At 72.5% G+C, this 15848-nt stretch carries 15 protein-coding genes; 7 read left to right on the forward strand and 8 right to left on the reverse strand.

The features are described 5' to 3' along the window. The first annotated feature begins 34 nt into the window (after window positions 1-34). On the forward strand, window positions 35-3160 hold the full coding sequence (locus ACXJKA_RS00375; protein ID WP_456823174.1) for an efflux RND transporter permease subunit: 3126 nt from the start codon (window positions 35-37) through the stop codon (window positions 3158-3160). Between the two features lie 54 nt (window positions 3161-3214). Here the strand turns inward: ACXJKA_RS00375 and ACXJKA_RS00380 are convergent, their stop codons facing one another. After that, the gene (locus ACXJKA_RS00380; protein ID WP_456823175.1) at window positions 3215-4078 is read right to left on the reverse strand and encodes an ABC transporter permease subunit; all 864 of its coding nucleotides are present in this window, start codon (window positions 4076-4078) and stop codon (window positions 3215-3217) included. Further along, the gene (locus tag ACXJKA_RS00385) at window positions 4075-5058 is read right to left on the reverse strand and encodes an ABC transporter ATP-binding protein (RefSeq protein WP_456823176.1); all 984 of its coding nucleotides are present in this window, start codon (window positions 5056-5058) and stop codon (window positions 4075-4077) included. Before ACXJKA_RS00385 ends, ACXJKA_RS00380 begins: the two co-directional genes overlap by 4 nt. A gap of 205 nt (window positions 5059-5263) precedes the next feature. Here ACXJKA_RS00385 and ACXJKA_RS00390 point away from each other — a divergent pair, with 205 nt between their 5' ends. From ACXJKA_RS00390 to ACXJKA_RS00400, 3 genes are all read left to right on the forward strand, one after another. Then, on the forward strand, window positions 5264-6124 hold the full coding sequence (locus ACXJKA_RS00390; protein ID WP_456823177.1) for a Bax inhibitor-1/YccA family protein: 861 nt from the start codon (window positions 5264-5266) through the stop codon (window positions 6122-6124). Window positions 6125-6224: 100 nt separating this feature from the next. Next, a complete protein-coding gene (locus tag ACXJKA_RS00395; RefSeq protein ID WP_456823178.1) occupies window positions 6225-7610 on the forward strand; it encodes a cystathionine beta-synthase in 1386 nt (461 codons plus the stop codon). A 45-nt stretch (window positions 7611-7655) separates the two neighbouring features. Then, window positions 7656-8678 (forward strand): acetylxylan esterase, encoded by a 1023-nt coding sequence (locus tag ACXJKA_RS00400; protein WP_456823179.1) that lies wholly within the window; start codon window positions 7656-7658, stop codon window positions 8676-8678. 4 nt (window positions 8679-8682) lie between these two features. Here the strand turns inward: ACXJKA_RS00400 and ACXJKA_RS00405 are convergent, their stop codons facing one another. From ACXJKA_RS00405 to ACXJKA_RS00415, 3 genes are read right to left on the reverse strand one after another with little or no spacing between them, the layout of a single operon-like run. Continuing rightward, entirely contained in the window at window positions 8683-9291 is a 609-nt protein-coding gene (locus ACXJKA_RS00405) for a class I SAM-dependent methyltransferase (protein WP_456823180.1), read from the reverse strand. A 46-nt stretch (window positions 9292-9337) separates the two neighbouring features. Then, window positions 9338-9925, reverse strand: coding sequence for a TetR/AcrR family transcriptional regulator (locus ACXJKA_RS00410; RefSeq protein ID WP_456823181.1), 588 nt, complete (start codon window positions 9923-9925; stop codon window positions 9338-9340). Then, a complete protein-coding gene (locus tag ACXJKA_RS00415) occupies window positions 9918-10781 on the reverse strand; it encodes an alpha/beta fold hydrolase (protein ID WP_456823182.1) in 864 nt (287 codons plus the stop codon). Before ACXJKA_RS00415 ends, ACXJKA_RS00410 begins: the two co-directional genes overlap by 8 nt. 110 nt (window positions 10782-10891) lie before the next feature. Between ACXJKA_RS00415 and ACXJKA_RS00420 the strand changes: the two genes are divergently transcribed. The 3 genes from ACXJKA_RS00420 (at window position 10892) to ACXJKA_RS00430 (ending at window position 13139) form a co-directional block, all read left to right on the forward strand. After that, window positions 10892-11299 carry an FKBP-type peptidyl-prolyl cis-trans isomerase gene (locus ACXJKA_RS00420; RefSeq protein WP_456823183.1) on the forward strand — a complete coding sequence of 136 codons (408 nt, stop codon included), beginning with the start codon at window positions 10892-10894 and terminating at the stop codon, window positions 11297-11299. A 67-nt stretch (window positions 11300-11366) separates the two neighbouring features. Further along, on the forward strand, window positions 11367-12191 hold the full coding sequence (locus tag ACXJKA_RS00425) for a MerR family transcriptional regulator (RefSeq protein WP_456823184.1): 825 nt from the start codon (window positions 11367-11369) through the stop codon (window positions 12189-12191). Between the two features lie 33 nt (window positions 12192-12224). Further along, complete coding sequence (locus tag ACXJKA_RS00430) at window positions 12225-13139, forward strand: transglutaminase-like domain-containing protein (RefSeq protein ID WP_456823185.1); 915 nt, start codon at window positions 12225-12227, stop codon at window positions 13137-13139. On the opposite strand, the gene ACXJKA_RS00435 is transcribed toward ACXJKA_RS00430, so the two are convergent. From ACXJKA_RS00435 to ACXJKA_RS00445, 3 genes are read right to left on the reverse strand one after another with little or no spacing between them, the layout of a single operon-like run. After that, window positions 13136-14380 carry a D-arabinono-1,4-lactone oxidase gene (locus tag ACXJKA_RS00435; RefSeq protein ID WP_456823186.1) on the reverse strand — a complete coding sequence of 415 codons (1245 nt, stop codon included), beginning with the start codon at window positions 14378-14380 and terminating at the stop codon, window positions 13136-13138. The genes ACXJKA_RS00430 and ACXJKA_RS00435 overlap by 4 nt on opposite strands. Before the next feature lie 9 nt (window positions 14381-14389). Beyond that, window positions 14390-15226 carry a CPBP family intramembrane glutamic endopeptidase gene (locus ACXJKA_RS00440; RefSeq protein ID WP_456823187.1) on the reverse strand — a complete coding sequence of 279 codons (837 nt, stop codon included), beginning with the start codon at window positions 15224-15226 and terminating at the stop codon, window positions 14390-14392. Next, window positions 15223-15546: a nuclear transport factor 2 family protein gene (locus tag ACXJKA_RS00445; RefSeq protein ID WP_456823188.1), complete on the reverse strand. Its 324-nt coding sequence runs from the start codon at window positions 15544-15546 to the stop codon at window positions 15223-15225. The genes ACXJKA_RS00440 and ACXJKA_RS00445 overlap by 4 nt, the downstream gene beginning before the upstream one ends. Window positions 15547-15848: the final 302 nt, after the last annotated feature.

A 15848-nucleotide genomic window follows, 5' to 3' on the forward strand; every position in this document is an offset into this window, starting at 1 on the left:
CGCGTCAGCTGTTGCACACTCGGGAGACCCCTGCATGTATCGCCTCGCCCGCCTCTCGCTGGCAAACCGCGCGGTGGTCGCGCTGCTGACCATCGCCATCGCCGTCTTCGGTTGGATCAGCCTCGGGTCGCTCAAGCAGGAGCTCATCCCGTCGCTGCAGATCCCGACGGCGGTCGTCGTCGCGGTCGACCCCGGCTCCTCGCCGCAGCTGGTCGAGCAGCAGGTGACCGTGCCCGTCGAGCAGGCGGTCCGCGCGGTCGACGGGGTGGAGAAGGTCACCTCGACGTCGTCCACGGGCCTGTCGACGACGACGGTCGAGCTCACGTACGGCGGCGACCTCGACGCGTCGGCGCAGGCGCTGCAGCAGGCGGTCGACCGCGTGCGCACCTCGCTGCCCAGCGGCGTCGAGCCGACGGTCTTCACCGGCTCGCTCGACGACTTCCCGGTGGTGCAGCTGTCCATCTCCGGCGGCGAGGGGACGTCCGACGCCGACCTGGCGACCCTCGTGCAGGACACCGTGGTGCCGCGCTTCGAGCAGATCGACGACGTCCGCGAGGTCACGGTGACGGGCGTCGCCGACGACGCCGTGACCATCACGCTCGACATGCCCGCGCTCGCCGGGGTCGGGCTGTCGCCCGCCGCGGTGACCACGATCCTGCAGGACAACGGCGTCGTCATCCCGACCGGGACCGTCGACGAGGGCGACACGACCCTCTCGGTGCAGGTGGGCAGCGAGCTGTCCTCCGTCGAGAACCTCGAGGCCCTGCCGCTGGTCGGTGCCTCGACCCCGACCACGCTCGGCGACGTGGCCGACATCGAGGTCGCGCCCGTGCCGGCCACCTCCTACTCGCGCCTCGACGGCGAGGCGGCGCTCGCGGTCGCGCTGACCAAGACGCCCGACGGCAACACGGTCGAGATCTCCCACGGTGCGCAGGACGCGGTCGCGGACCTCGAGGACCAGCTGGGCGACCAGGTGACGGTCGCGGTCGTGTTCGACCAGGCGCCGTTCATCGAGGAGTCCATCAACGGCCTGGCCACCGAGGGTGCGCTGGGCCTGCTGTTCGCGGTGCTCGTGATCCTGCTCTTCCTCGGCTCGGTCCGCTCGACGCTGGTGTCCGCGATCTCGATCCCGCTGTCGCTGCTGGTCACGTTCGTCGGCCTCAAGGTCGGCGGCTACTCGCTCAACATCCTCACGCTCGGCGCGCTCACCATCGCTATCGGGCGGGTGGTCGACGACTCGATCGTGGTCATCGAGAACATCAAGCGGCACATGTCGTACGGCGAGGCGAAGGCGACCGCGATCCTGACGGCCGTCCGCGAGGTCGCCGGGGCGATCACCGCGTCGACGGTCACCACCGTCGCCGTCTTCCTGCCGATCGCGCTGGTCGGCGGCATGGTCGGGGAGCTGTTCCGGCCGTTCGCCGTGACGGTCGCCGTGGCCATGACCGCTTCGCTGTTCGTCGCGCTGACGATCGTGCCGGTGCTCGCGTTCTGGTTCATCCGGCCGTCCACGAAGGAACGTGCCCGGGCTGCGGGGGCGCCGACCGCTGACGTCGACGAGGCCGTCCCGGTCGAGAAGGACGTGCGCGACGAGGTCGAGGAGCGCGAGCGCTCCGGCGTCCTGCAGCGCGGCTACCTCGCGACGCTGGGTACGGCGCTGCGGCACCCGGTGCTCACGCTGGGCGCAGCGCTGCTGATCTTCGTCGGCACCCTCGCGCTGGTGCCCCGGCTCGAGACCAACTTCCTGGGCGACTCCGGCCAGGACACGCTGACGGTCACCGAGTCGTTCGCGCCCGGGACGTCGCTGCCGGCGCAGGACGCCTCCGCGAAGGAGGTCGAGCAGGCGCTCTTGGGCGTCGACGGCGTGACCACCGTCCAGACGACGGTCGGCACGTCCGGGGGTGCGGAGGCGGCGTTCAGCGGCGGCGGCGGGACCCCGCGGGCGACGTTCGCGCTCACGCTCGACGGCGACGCGGACCCGGCCGTGGTGCAGGAGGACGTGCGTGCAGCGACTCACGATCTCGCGGGGACCGCGGGCGACGTGACCGTCGCCGGCGGCGGGGCGGCGTTCGGCAGCTCGACCGTCGACGTCGTCGTGCGCTCGGACGACCCGGACCAGCTTTCGACGCTCGCGCAGCAGGTGCAGACCGTGGTCGAGGGCGTCGACGGCACGTCCGACGTCACCAACAACCTCGCGGCGGCCCAGCCGACCGTGCAGGTGGTCGTCGACCGCGCCGCGGCGGCGCAGGTCGGGCTCACCGAGACGCAGGTGGCCGGCACCGTCGCGGCCGTGATGAGCCCGCGGCCGATCGGCACGGTGGACCTGGGCGACGGGCCGCTGGACGTCACGATCGTGGCGACGGCAGGCCCGACGACGCTCGACCAGCTGCGCCAGGTCGTCCTGCCGACGGCGACCGGCATCGTGCCGCTCACGCAGGTGGCCAGCATCGACGAGGTCGACGTGCCCACCTCGGTCACGCGGGTCGACGGGGAACGCTCGGCGACGATCTCGGCGACGCCGTCCGGGCAGGACCTCGGGGCGCTGACGCGCGAGCTGCAGGCGAAGGTCGACACGATCGACGTGCCGGCCGGTTCCAGCGTGGCCATCGGCGGCGTGGCCTCCGACCAGCAGGACGCGTTCGCCGACCTCGGCCTCGCGCTGCTCGTCGCCATCGCGATCGTCTACCTGGTCATGGTCGCGACGTTCCGGTCGCTGCTGCAGCCGCTGATCCTGCTGGTCTCGGTACCGTTCGCCGCGACGGGCGCGCTGCTGGCGCTGCTGCTCACCGGCACCCCCCTGGGCGTCCCGGCGCTCATCGGTGTGCTCATGCTGGTCGGCATCGTCGTCACCAACGCGATCGTGCTCATCGACCTGGTCAACCAGTACCGCCGCGACGGGCGGCCGCTGGCCGAGGCCGTGACCGAGGGCGCCCGCAAGCGCCTGCGGCCCATCCTCATGACGGCGTTGGCGACGATCTTCGCGCTCACGCCCATGGCGTTCGGCGTCACCGGCGGCGGGGTGTTCATCTCCAAGCCGCTCGCGATCGTGGTCATCGGGGGGCTGGTCACCTCGACGCTGCTGACCCTGGTGCTCGTGCCGGTGCTGTACACGCTGGCGGAGAAGGCCCGCGGACGCGTCGCGCGTCGCCGCACGGCCTGAGCACGACGAAGGGGGCGGTCCGGAACCGGACCGCCCCCTTCGTGGTGCCTGGGGTCAGGCGTCGCGCTTCTTCAGCAGGATCGCCGCGACCCCGAGGACGACGACGACCCAGATCACGAGGACGCCGTAGCCCTGCCACGCCGTCAGGTCAGCCCCGATCGGTGAGGAGGCCGCGGCGGCCTCCAGCTGGGCGTCGGTCTGCGTGAGCTGCTGCCCCGCGATTCCCGGGAGGAACGGGAACATGTAGGTCAGCGGCTTCCACGGGATCGAGCTGAAGAGGATCGGCGCGACGAGCAGGAGGCCGAGCACGGTCGCGATGGCCGCCGCCGAGTGACGCATGAGAGCGCCCAGGGCGAACGAGAACAGCGCGATCGTCGCGAGGTACACGGCAGTCCCGACGAGCGGCCGGATCATGTCCGGGTCGCTGAAGTCGACCGAGAGCCCCTTGCTGTCGAAGAAGAGCCACTGGAGGGCCGTCCCGGCGGCCACGGCCACCAGGGCCGCCCCGAAGACCGCGACGATGAGCACGATCGCCTTGGACCACAGCACCGGAAGGCGCTTGGGCGCGGCCGTCAGGCTCGAGCGGATCATCCCGGTCGTGTACTCGCTCGTGATGGTCAGGGCTCCGAGGACCGCCAGGGCCAGCTGGCCGAGGGTCACGGCGAAGCTCAGCGGACCGAGCGCGTCGCTGGCGTCGGGCGGACCGCCCTGCTCGGGGCTCGGGGCGTTGACGTACGCCAGGCTGATCAGAACGACCAGGCCGACCGTCGCGATCAGGAAGATGGCGAGCGTCCAGATGGTCGAGCGGACCGACCAGAACTTGATCCACTCGCCGCGTACCAGGTGGCCGAAGCTGAGCCGGTAGGGCTTCGTGGCGGTGGCGTGGCGGTGCGGCTCGGTGGCGACGGCGGCGCTCATCGGGCATCCTCTCCGGTGGTCGGGGACGTGGTCGCGGCGTGTGCGCCGTGCGGCTCGGAGGCCTCGCCGGGCAGCGCGGCGGAGTGATACTCGACCGACTCCGACGTGAGGGACATGTACGCCTCCTCGAGCGAGCCGGCGAGCGGGGTGAGCTCGTGCAGCACGAACCCGGCCTTGGCGGCGATCTCGCCGATCTCCACCGCGGTCGCGCCGTGGATCTCGAGCAAGCCGTCCGGCGACGGCGTCACCGTGACCGCGGGTCCGGCCAGGCGCGCCGCCAGGTCCGTCGCCTGCGGGGATCGCACCCGGACCGTGGCCCGCGTGGCCTGCGAGATCACCGTGTCGACGGGACCGTCGGCGATGATCTTGCCCTTGCCGATGACGATCAGGTGGTCGGCCGTCACGGCCATCTCGCTCATCAGGTGCGACGAGAGGAAGACGGTCCGGCCCTCGGACGCGGCCAGGTACTTGACCAGGTTGCGCACCCAGAGGACGCCCTCGGGGTCCAGGCCGTTGACCGGCTCGTCGAGGATCAGCGTCTGCGGGTCGCCGACGAGGGCCGCGGCGATGCCCAGCCGCTGGCCCATGCCGAGCGAGAACCCGCCGACGCGGCGCTTGGCGACCGTGTCGAGGCCGGTCATGGAGATGACCTCGTTCACGCGCTTGTCGCCGATCCCGTGCGTCGCGGCGATGGCCCGCAGGTGGTTGCGGGCGCTGCGGCCCGTGTGGACAGCCTTGGCCTCGAGCAGCGCGCCCACCTGCGTGAGCGGCGAGGTGTGCTCGGCGTACCGCTTGCCGTTGACGGTCACGCTGCCGTGCGTCGGCTTGTCCAGCCCGACGATCATCCGCATGGTCGTGGACTTGCCCGCACCGTTGGGTCCCAGGAAGCCGGTCACCCTTCCGGGCTGGACGGTGAACGAGATGCCGTCCACCGCCACCTTCGTGCCGTATCTCTTCGTCAGGTCGTGGGCCTCGATCATCAGCCGTTCCTCGTCGTCGGGAGCAGAACCGTTGACGACCCTAGGTCGGGCCGCAAGGGCTTACATCGGACCATGGGGGGAGCGCGGCCCAGCCGAAAGGCCGAGAACCCGTGAGTAGGGAAACCTGGGAACGAACGCGCCCCTGTTCACGTTCGCTACGGTGACAGCCTTGTCTTACTGCGCCCGATCCGTCCAGGAGGACGCCATGGCCAATCCCGTGTTCAACAACAGTCCGGTCTTCCAGGATCCCGTCCAGCGCCGGGGCCAGAAGTCGCCCGCGTCGACGGTCTCCTACGGCACCGCCGGTGCCCAGGTGACCGACGCGGCCACGCTCGACCAGATGTACGACGCCCCCGCCGCAACCACGCGCGAGACTGGGCGGCTGACGTACGACGACGTCATCATCAAGACCGGCGGGCTGCTCGCGCTGCTCGTGGTCGTGTCCGTCGGGTCCTGGTACCTGACGCCGACGATGCCGTGGCTCCTGTGGGTCGGCGCGATCGGCGGCCTGGTCCTGGGCCTGGTCAACGCGTTCCGGAAGGAGCCGAGCCCGGCGCTGATCATCGCGTACACCGCGGCGGAGGGCCTCTTCCTCGGTGGCATCAGCCTGCTGTTCCAGAACTTCGTGGTCGAGGGGTCGTCGACCGGCACCGCGGAGCCGATCGTCACGCAGGCCGTCATCGCGACGCTGGCCACCTTCGCCGGCGCGCTGTTCCTGTTCCGCTCGGGCAAGGTCCGCGTCACCCCGAAGTTCACGCGCTTCCTGCTCATCGGCATGGTCGGCTACCTGCTGTTCTCCGTGGCCAACCTCGTCGCGTCGTTCTTCATCGCGAGCGACGGCTTCGGCCCGTTCCGCAACGGCATCTGGGGCGTGCTCGCCGGTCTCGTGGGGGTCGGGCTCGCCGCGGCCAGCCTGATCGTCGACTTCGACGCCATCAAGCGCGGCGTCGAGAAGGGCGCCCCGGCCAAGTTCGCGTGGTCGGCCGCCTTCGGCCTCATCGTCACGCTGGTCTGGCTGTACCTCGAGTTCCTGCGCCTGTTCGCGATCCTGCAGGGCCGCGACTGACCGTCGGTGCACGACCTCTCGTCGGCCCGGGTGCGATGATCGATCGCACCCGGGTCGACGTGCGTCCGCCCGCCCCGCCACCCATGGGAGCAGCAGCCCAGTGAAGTACGCGAAGCACATCTCCGAGCTCGTCGGCGGCACCCCGCTCGTCCAGCTCACGTCCGTGACCGCAGGCCTGACGGCGACGATCCTCGCCAAGGTCGAGTACATGAACCCCGGCGGCTCCGTGAAGGACCGCATCGCGCTGAAGATGATCGAGGCCGCGGAGGCGAGCGGCCTGCTGAGGCCCGGCGGCACGATCGTCGAGCCGACCAGCGGGAACACCGGCGTCGGCCTTGCCCTCGTCGCGCAGCGCAAGGGCTACCGCTGCGTGTTCGTCTGCCCCGACAAGGTCAGCCAGGACAAGCGGGACGTGCTGCGGGCCTACGGCGCGGAGGTCGTCGTGACCCCCACTGCGGTCGCTCCCGACCACCCCAACTCGTACTACTCGGTCTCCGACCGCCTCGCGCGCGAGATCCCCGGCGCCTGGAAGCCCAACCAGTACGCGAACCCGAACGGGCCGGCCAGCCACTACGAGTCGACCGGCCCCGAGATCTGGGCCGACACCGACGGGCGCGTCACGCACCTGGTCGCGGGCGTCGGCACGGGCGGCACCATCACCGGCACCGGGCGCTACCTGCACGACGTCTCCGACGGGCGGGTGGTCGTCATCGGCGCCGACCCCGCGGGCTCGGTGTACTCGGGCGGCGACGGGCGTCCGTACCTGGTCGAGGGCGTGGGCGAGGACTTCTGGCCGGCCGCCTACGACCCGACAGTGCCCGACGAGATCATCGCCGTCTCCGACGCGGACTCGTTCGCCATGACCCGGCGGCTCGCGCGCGAGGAGGGCCTGCTGGTTGGCGGGTCGTGCGGCATGGCGGTCGAGGCCACGCTGCGCTACGCACGCCGGCTGCAGGAGTCCGACCCGGCCGCCGCGGCGCAGGCCGTGATCGTGGTTCTTCTGCCCGACAGCGGGCGCGGCTACCTGTCCAAGATCTTCAACGACTCGTGGATGCGCTCGTACGGGTTCCTGGCCGCCGACGAGGGCGCCACCGTGGCCGACGTCCTGCGCACCAAGACCGGCACGCTGCCCGACCTGGTGCACACGCACCCGAACGAGACCGTGCGCGACGCCATCGAGATCCTGCACGAGTACGGCGTCTCGCAGATGCCGGTGGTCGGTGCCGAGCCGCCCGTGAAGATCGGCGAGGTGGCCGGCGCCGTGAGCGAGCGCGAGCTGCTCGACGCCGTGTTCTCGGGGGAGGCGGAGCTGTCGGACCGCGTGGACCGGCACATGTCGGCGGCGCTGCCGCTCATCGGCTCGGGCGAGTCCGTGGAGTCCGCCCGGTCGGCGCTGCAGAAGGCCGACGCGCTCATGGTCGTCGACGACGGGTCGCCGGTCGGGGTGCTCACCCGGCACGACCTGCTCGGGTTCCTGGCGCGGTAGGTTCTCCCGGGAAACGCTGTCCGCACTGTCGTCCGAAGGAGCACGATGGCCCTGTTCGACCTGCCCCTGCCCGAGCTCGAGCGCTACCTGCCCGAGCTGGACGAGCCGGCCGACTTCGACGACTTCTGGGCGTCGACGCTGGACGAGGCGCGGACGTTCGACCTCGGGCTGACCGTGACGCCGGTGGACACCGGGCTCACCGCGATCGACGCGTTCGACGTGACGTTCGCGGGGTTCGGCGGGCACCCGATCAAGGCGTGGGTCACGCGACCCGCCGGGGTCGCCGGGGAGCTGCCCGCCGTCGTCGAGCTCATCGGGTACGGCGGCGGTCGCGGCTTCGCGCACGAGCGGCTCGCCTGGGCCGCCGCCGGGTACGTGCACCTGGTGATGGACACCCGCGGCCAGGGGTCCACGTGGGGCAACGGCGGCCACACCCCGGACCCGGCGGGCTCCGGACCGGCGTCGCCGGGCGTCATGACGCGCGGGATCCGCGACCCGCACGAGCACTACTACCGGCGGCTCATCACCGACGGCGTGCGGGCCGTCGACGCGGTCCGCGCGCTGCCCGGGGTCGACGCCTCCCGCGTGGCCGTGACGGGGATCAGCCAGGGCGGCGGGCTCGCGCTCGCGGTCGGCGGGCTGGCCGACGGGCTCGTCGCGGTCATGCCGGACGTCCCGTTCCTGTGCCACTACCCGCGGGCGCTGGCGATCACCGACGCGTTCCCCTACGGCGAGCTCGTGCAGTACCTCGCGGTGCACCGGGACGAGGAGGCCGTCGTGATGCGCACGATGTCCTACCTCGACGCCGTGCACTTCGCGCGTCGCGCGTCGGCACCCGCGCTGTTCTCCGTCGCTCTGCGCGACCAGACGTGCCCGCCGTCGACCGTCTTCGCGGCCTACAACCACTACGCCGGCGTGTCGTCGGTGCGGCCCGCGACCGAGATCGAGGTCTACGCCTACAACCAGCACGAGGGCGGGCAGGCGTTCCAGGTGCAGCGGCAGCTGCACTGGCTGCGCGCGCTGCTGGCGCCGGAGCCCGCCCAGGTGACGGCCGAGGCTCGCGCCTGACGGGTCAGGTCGCCCGGCGGAGCCGGTACCACTGCGGCGCGGTCCTCGTCATCGGCCACCCGAGCCCGGTCGTCGACGCGGGCTCGACCGAGAGCATCTGCCAGTTCGCGAACGCCGCCCGGATCTCCGCCGGCGTCACCCCGCCGGTGAAGGACCGCCAGCGGGTCGCCTGGAACTCGAGCATGAGCAGCGTCGCGCCCGGGTTCGCGAGGGCGGACACCCCGCGACCCATGGCCGCACGCTCGTCGGCGTCCAGGTGCTGGAAGCAGCCGACGTCGAGGAAGAAGTCGAACGTGCCCAGGCCGGCCGCCGGCAGGTCCGTGACGTCGCACACCACGAAGCGCGCATCGGACGCCGGGCTGTGGCGCGACACCTCGATCGCGTGCGTGGCCGTGTCGATGCCGACCGCGTCCCAGCCCCTGCGTGCGAGCTCGTGGGTCTTCTGGCCACGCCCGCAACCGAGGTCGAGCGCCCGGCCGGGCGGGTGGGTCCGGTCGGCCTCCTCGCGGTCGAGCAGCCGGTCGAAGGTCGAGGACGCCGCCCGGCCGTAGTGCTCCCACGGGGCGAACCCGATCCGGTAGGCCAGGCCGTAGCCCGTGCGGACACCTCTCATGGGGCGAACCTCCCTCGCGGTGGCTCCACCCATCCCAGCACAGGGGCTAGCCCACGCCCAGCCGTTCCAGGCCGCCGACCAGTCCGTCGACGAGGAAGGCGAAGCTGTCGTCGACGTCGTCGGGCATGCCGAACCCGCCGTCGAGCTCGAGGACCACGAACCCGTGCACCGCCGCGCGGACGGCGCGGACCGCGTCGATCTGACGCTCCGGGGGGACGCCCAGCGCGGCGACGGCGTCGGCGAGCTCGGCCACGACGCCCTCCGCCGCCTCCCGCACGCCGCCGGCGTCGGGATCGTGCAGCCACGCGTTGCCCTGGACCGCCTGGTAGCGGCCGGGGGAGCGCAGTGCGAGGTCCCGGACCGCCTGGGCCATGGCCGGCAGCAGGTCGGGGCCGTCGTGGTCGGCGCGCACGGCTCGCAGGGCGTCCCCGAACCCCTGGATGCAGACGAGGGCGACCTCGCGGCGCAGCGCGGGCAGGCCGGCGACGTGCTTGTAGAGGCTCGGCACCGCGACTCCCGCCCGGGTCGCGACGGCGGACAGCGTGAGGTCGGTGAAGCCCGTCGGGCCGCCCTCGTCGACGACCGCCAGGGCCAGGTCGACGACGGCGGCGCGGTCGAGCCCCGCCCTAGGCACGCGCGCTCGCGCCCACCCGGAAGCGGCCGTCGGCGTCCCGGGGCAGGTCCGCGAGGAAGGCGAGCGTCCGGGGGACGACGACCTCGGGCGCCTGGTTCTGCGGGTAGTGGGCGACGCCCGGGATGAGGGTCACGTCGGCGTCGATCGCGCCGCGCAGCCACTCAGCCTCCGCCGCCGGGTCCTTGAAGTCGGGATCGATGGCGCCGACGAAGGCGACGGCGGGCGCGACGATCTCCGGGACGCGGGCCTCGACGGGGGCGTGGGTGAGCTGGACGGTCAGGTGCCGGAAGGAGCGCAGGTGGGCGGGGTCCTTCATGGCCGCGCGCAGGTCCGCGACGTGCTCGTCGAGCCACGGCGCCTTGGTGCCGCGGTTGAGGTAGCCGCGGTAGTACGACGCCCAGATGGCCCCGCCCCACGGGCGGGCGAAGAGCAGGCGCTCGAGGCCGTGGAAGACCGCCACGGCGACCGCCGGCATCGGGCGCTCGCGCAGGAACGGGCCGGTGAGCACCAGGCCCGCGACGAGGTCGGGCCGCTCGGCGGCGGCCCAGCCGGCGGCGGCCGCGCCCATGGAGTTGCCGACGAGGACGGCCGGGCCGCCCAGGTGCTCGACGAGTGCGAGCGCGTCCTGGCCGGTCACGACGTCGCCGTGGGTGCTGAACGTGGTGTCGGAGTCGCCGTGGCCGCGCAGGTCGAGCACGGCGACGCGGTGGCCGGCGTCGACGAGCGGGCCGGTGAGCTCGCGCCAGGTGCTGCGCAGGTCCCCCATGCCGGGGATGAGGACGACGAGCGGGCCGTTCGCAGGCCCGTCGACCGTGTAGGCGATCCGTCCCTCGGGGCGCTGCAGGTGGTGTGTCATGAGAGATAAGCTAATGCCATTAGCCAACGCGGTCAACCCCTCGGTGCGACGGGTGTCGGTCGGGGTTGGCAAGATGGTGCGCGCACTGTCATCCACTGAAGGAGTACGTCATGTCCGCAGCGCTGCCCGAGGCATCGGGAACCTTCGGCCAGAAGCCGACCCTCACGTTCCCGGACGCGCCTGCGCCCAAGGAGCTCGAGGTCGTCGTCCTCTCCCGCGGCGACGGCGCCCTCGTCGAGGCCGGCGACGACCTCGAGGTCCACTACCTCGGCCAGTCCTGGAACGGGGGAGTGTTCGACAACTCGTACGACCGCGGCTCCTCGATCAGCTTCCCGATCGGCGTGGGCGCGGTCATCGGCGGCTGGGACGAGGGCCTCGTCGGCCAGCAGGTCGGATCCCGCGTGCTGCTCTCCATCCCGTCGCACCTGGGCTACGGCGACCGCGGCGCCCCGCAGGCCGGGATCAAGGGTGGGGACACGCTGGTCTTCGTCGTCGACATCGTCGGCACCAGCAACTGATCTGAGGCGATCGGCCCCCTGCGCTGCTGCGCGTCCGCATGCAGGGGGCCGTCGCTATCCTCGGGCCGTGGCCGACGGCGAGGTGACGATCGGGGAGTTCGCGCGCCGGTCGGGGCTCTCGCTCAAGGCGCTGCGGCTGTACGACGCCCGCGGGCTGCTCGAGCCCGTGCGGGTGGACCCGGACAGCGGGTACCGCTACTACGACCCCGACCAGCTGGACCGCGCCCGGACCATCTCGCTGCTGCGGCGGCTGGAGATGCCGCTCGGCTCGATCGCCGACGTGCTCGCGGCGCAGGGCGGTCAGGCCGGCGCGATCCGCTCGTGGTGGGACGGCCGGCGCCGCGAGCTGGCCGAGCACGGGCCGGAGCTCGACCTCGTCCTGCACGCGCTCGGTGGGCCGCCCGGCCCCGCGCACGTGGGCCAGTTCGGTGTCGACGACGTGGTCGTCGAGCCGGTGCCCGCACGCACGGTCGCGTCGGTGACCCGGCACGTCCCGCAGGTCGAGCTGGTGGCGGCGATCGCGGCCGACGTCCTGGAGGTCCGCCGGTTCCTCGACGGGGTCGGCGCGGCGCGCGGCGACGAGTTCTGGGTGCTGTTCCACGGTGCCGTGGGCAACGACGGCGACGGGCCGGTCGAGGTCTGCGTGCCGTACGAGGGGCCGGTCGACCCCACCGGCAGCATCACGCTGCGCCGCGAGCCCGCGCACACCATGGCGTTCGTGCCGGTGACCGCCGCCGACTGCCGGTTCCCGCGGATCATCGGCGCCTACGTCGCTCTGGAGACGTGGTTCGTGTCGGGCGGGCGGGCGCACGGCGGCCCGCAGCGCGAGATCTACCCGGTCCCGTGGTCGGACTCGGGCGTCGTTGCGCACGTCGCCCGACCCGTCGCTTGACCCTGCCCCTGGGGCAGGGCCCACGCTGGTCGCATGCCTGATGTCGCCTCGTACGCCACGCACAGCCGCTACACCGACCCCGGTCCGTACGCGCCGCTCCTCGCCGCGGTCGACCCGTCGCCGGGCGCGCTGCACGAGGCCGCCTGCTCGGTGGTCATCCACTACCGCGGTGGGGCGGAGCAGCTGGAGCCCGGGCAGGACGCCGACATCGACCTGCGCTGGCTCTCCGACGTGCTCGCGGAGGCGCAGCGACGGTCGGCCGGTCCGCTCGTCGCCCCGCGGGCGCCCGCGCAGCAGGTTGCGGGCTGCTGCCGCGACCACACGCTCGTCGCCCTCGGTGTGCTGCGCGAGCACGGGATCCCCGCGCGCAGCCGGGTCGGGTTCTCGGGTTACTTCCGGCCGGGGTTCCACCACGACCACGTCGTCGGCGAGTACTGGGACGGCGCCCGGTGGGTGCGGTTCGACCCCGAGCTGAACATGGCCGAGAACTGGTTCGGCTTCGACTCGCACGACATGGCGTCGGGAATCGGGGCGCCGTTCGAGACCGCGGCCGAGGTCTGGCTGGCGCACCGGCGGGACGGGCTCGACGTCTCGACCTACGGGGTCGACCCCTCCCTGCCCTTCCTGTGCGGCCCGGAGTTCGTCCGCGGGTACGTGGTCACCGAGCTCGCGCACCGGCAGCGCGACGAGCTGCTGCTCTGGGACGCGTGGGGCGACACCCTGCCCGAGACGCCGACGCCCGGGGACGAGCTGGACCGGCTCGCCGACGAGGTCGCCACGCTGCTGGTCGCCGCCGACGCCGGGGATGCCGCGGCCGAGGCGGCGTTGGCGGACCGCTACGCGACCGACCCGCGGCTGCAGCCGGGCACCGGCGTGGTGACGCTGTCGCCGACCGGACGTGTCGGTGACGCGGACCTCGTCGCGAAGGTCAACCGCTGGCGGTCCTAGAGGACGTGCCGGTCAAGGAACGCGTTGCGGAAGACGCCGTCGGGGTCGGTGCGGGCGACCAGTGAGCGGAAGTCGTCCCAGCGCGGGTAGAGGCGGGCCAGGTCGCGATTCTCGTCCGCGAAGAGCTTGCCCCAGTGCGGGCGCGCGTCGAACGGGGCGAGCGCGGCCTCGATCGTCGGCAGCAGCGCCTCGACCTCGGGCTGCCGCGGCAGCCACGTGAAGTGCAGGCCGACGCGGTCTCCGCCCTCGGCGGTGGAGAGCCACAGGTCGTCCCCGGCCATGGTGCGGACCTCGGTGACCTGCAGCAACGGTGCGATCCGGTCGCTCAGCGCGCGCATCGCCTGCAGGGCGTCCACCGCGTGGGCCCGCGGGACCAGGAACTCCGACTGCAGCTCGTCGCCGTTGCTGGGCGTGAAGTCCATGCGGAAGTGCGGCAGGCGGTCGTGCCACGGCCCGGGCTCACCCAGCTGAGCCGTGCAGTTCACGGGGTCGATGCCCGGCAGCGGGTGGCGCGGGCCGTCGGCGGGCGTCGTGCCGAAGAAGTCGGTGCGCAGCGCGTAGGAGTCCGTGACGCGGGTCTTGCGCCAGACCTGCTGGATCGTCTCGCCGGTCCAGTCGGTGAAGAGGCTGACGGAGTCGGCGCTGCCGGTGATCTGGTCGAGGTGCTCCAGAGCAGCGCTCCACGGCAGGTCGAGGTGCACCTCCTGCGCGACGTCGTAGGTCGGCTCGATGTCGAGGGTCACGCGCGTGGCGACGCCGAGGGCGCCGAGCGCGACCACCGAGCCGGCGAAGTCGTCGTCGCCGCGTTCCACCGTGCGGATGTCCCCGTCCGGACCCACGAGCTCCAGCCGGCGCACGACGGCCGCGAGGTTGGGGCTCCGGTCGCCCGAGCCGTGCGTGGCCGTCGCGACGGCACCGGCGACGGAGATGTGCGGGAGCGACGCGAGGTTGTGCACCGCCCAGCCCGCCGGGTGCAGGTGCTGGGCGAGCGTGCCGTAGCGGGTGCCGCCCGTGACCGTGACCGTCCTGGCGGCCTCGTCGATCTCCGGCGCGACCTCGAGGCCGTCCAGCGCGACCAGTGCGGCGGGGTCGTCGGCGATGTCGTTGAAGCAGTGCCGGGTGCCCAGGGCGCGGATCTTCGGGGACCTCGCGACGATCTCCTGCAGCTCCTCGACCGTGCGCGGGCGGTGGATGTCGGCCGCGCGGTAGGTGTAGTTCCCGGCCCAGTTGGTCAGCGTCACCAGGCCAACCTACGGCCCCCCGGTGACGAAGATGTCGAACAGCGCGGGGTCGTGGGCGTGCACCAGGACCAGGAACACGACGAGGTCGAACGTCAGGTGGATCGCGACGACGTAGCTCAGCGAGGAGGTCCGGCGGAAGATCCAGCCCTGGATCAGCGCGAACGGGATCGTCAGCAGCGGCCCCCACGAGCGGTAGCCCAGCTCCCACAGGAACGACACGAAGACGGCGGACTGCAGCAGGTTGGCCAGCCAGAACGGGAAGTGCGCCCGGAGCAGCGCGAGGACGACGCAGATGAAGAACAGCTCGTCCCAGATGCCCACCGCGTTGACCCCGAGGAACAGCCGGACGATGTCGTGCGTGCCGTCGAGGTCCGGCCAGTTCTGCCAGACGCCGGACCCGAGGAAGTACGCCGGCAGGATCAGGTACGCCGCCACGGCGACCGCCCCGAGGTACACCCACTGCCAGCGCTCCCAGCGGCGGCCCGTGCGGACGGGGAAGTGGATCTTGTCGTCGTGGAACGCCCGGCGGCTCAGCACCGTCGGCACGACGACCGCCAAGCCCAGCGCCACCGTGAACCGCGCCATCCCGGCGTTCGACAGGTCGGCCTTGAGCGAGATCGTGCTGATGATCACCTGGCCGAGCGCGACGAGGGCGAGGTCCGTGCCCAGTCGCTTGTCGACGAGCAGCCCGAGACCCACGCCCAGCGCGAGCGGGACGTAGCCGAGCGGGCGGACGTGGACGGCGAAGAGCAGGATCGCGGCGCCGCAGACGAGGGCCGCGGCGAGGATCCTGGCGGCTCTCGTCGCCGTGGAGGTGTCTGTCTGGCCGGGTGCCGTTTCGCTCATGTGACGTCGAGGCGGGACACCCGGCCGTCGTCGGCAAGCCGGAAGGTGAAGGTCCCCGCGCCGTGGAAGCCGCCGCCGCTCACGTCGATCGCGACCGCGTGGGCGTCGCCGTGCCGGTCGTAGCCCGTCACGCGGACGCGCGTGTGCTTGTCGAGGTTGTCCGTGCGGTTCCAGCCCGCGATCGCCTCCGGGCCGCGGAAGGTGCGGCCCCAGTCGTCGACGACCGCGTCGTCCGTGAAGGCGCCTCGGAAGAGCGAAGGGTCCTCGGTGTTGATGCCGGCGATCACGTCGCTGATGCCGGCCGGGAGCTCGGAGGTCACGGGGTGCAGTCTGTCGGCTCCCGACCCGCTGGGCGACACCTTGGCCGCGCACCGGCACGGTCGCCACGGTGCCGAGATGGACGTTTGTGCAGGTGGACCGGGGTCCAGCGCCCGATGGACGGGCGTGGACGGGCCCAGTGGCACGCCGATACGTTCGCGGCGGACCGGGGGATCGACCCGCCGGTCCGCCAAGGACGACGCCGAAGGGCGGCCGGCGACCGGGGACCTGTCGCCGGCCCCGTGGCGGGCGGGTGGCCGACAGCGGGGGCGAGTCGGTCACCCGCCCGTGCATCTTTGGCCCC

Source organism: Cellulomonas sp. P5_E12 (genome assembly GCF_054049315.1).

Bases quoted from the DNA above. Each gene is read 5' to 3' on its own strand.
- ACXJKA_RS00390 (WP_456823177.1), top strand. From the start codon at position 5,264: ATGGCCAATCCCGTGTTCAACAACAGTCCGGTCTTCCAGGATCCCGTC.
- ACXJKA_RS00440 (WP_456823187.1), bottom strand. From the start codon at position 15,226: ATGAGCGAAACGGCACCCGGCCAGACAGACACCTCCACGGCGACGAGA.
- ACXJKA_RS00375 (WP_456823174.1), top strand. From the start codon at position 35: ATGTATCGCCTCGCCCGCCTCTCGCTGGCAAACCGCGCGGTGGTCGCG.
- ACXJKA_RS00400 (WP_456823179.1), top strand. From the start codon at position 7,656: ATGGCCCTGTTCGACCTGCCCCTGCCCGAGCTCGAGCGCTACCTGCCC.
- ACXJKA_RS00405 (WP_456823180.1), bottom strand. From the start codon at position 9,291: ATGAGAGGTGTCCGCACGGGCTACGGCCTGGCCTACCGGATCGGGTTC.
- ACXJKA_RS00415 (WP_456823182.1), bottom strand. From the start codon at position 10,781: ATGACACACCACCTGCAGCGCCCCGAGGGACGGATCGCCTACACGGTC.
- ACXJKA_RS00430 (WP_456823185.1), top strand. From the start codon at position 12,225: ATGCCTGATGTCGCCTCGTACGCCACGCACAGCCGCTACACCGACCCC.
- ACXJKA_RS00380 (WP_456823175.1), bottom strand. From the start codon at position 4,078: ATGAGCGCCGCCGTCGCCACCGAGCCGCACCGCCACGCCACCGCCACG.
- ACXJKA_RS00420 (WP_456823183.1), top strand. From the start codon at position 10,892: ATGTCCGCAGCGCTGCCCGAGGCATCGGGAACCTTCGGCCAGAAGCCG.
- ACXJKA_RS00385 (WP_456823176.1), bottom strand. From the start codon at position 5,058: ATGATCGAGGCCCACGACCTGACGAAGAGATACGGCACGAAGGTGGCG.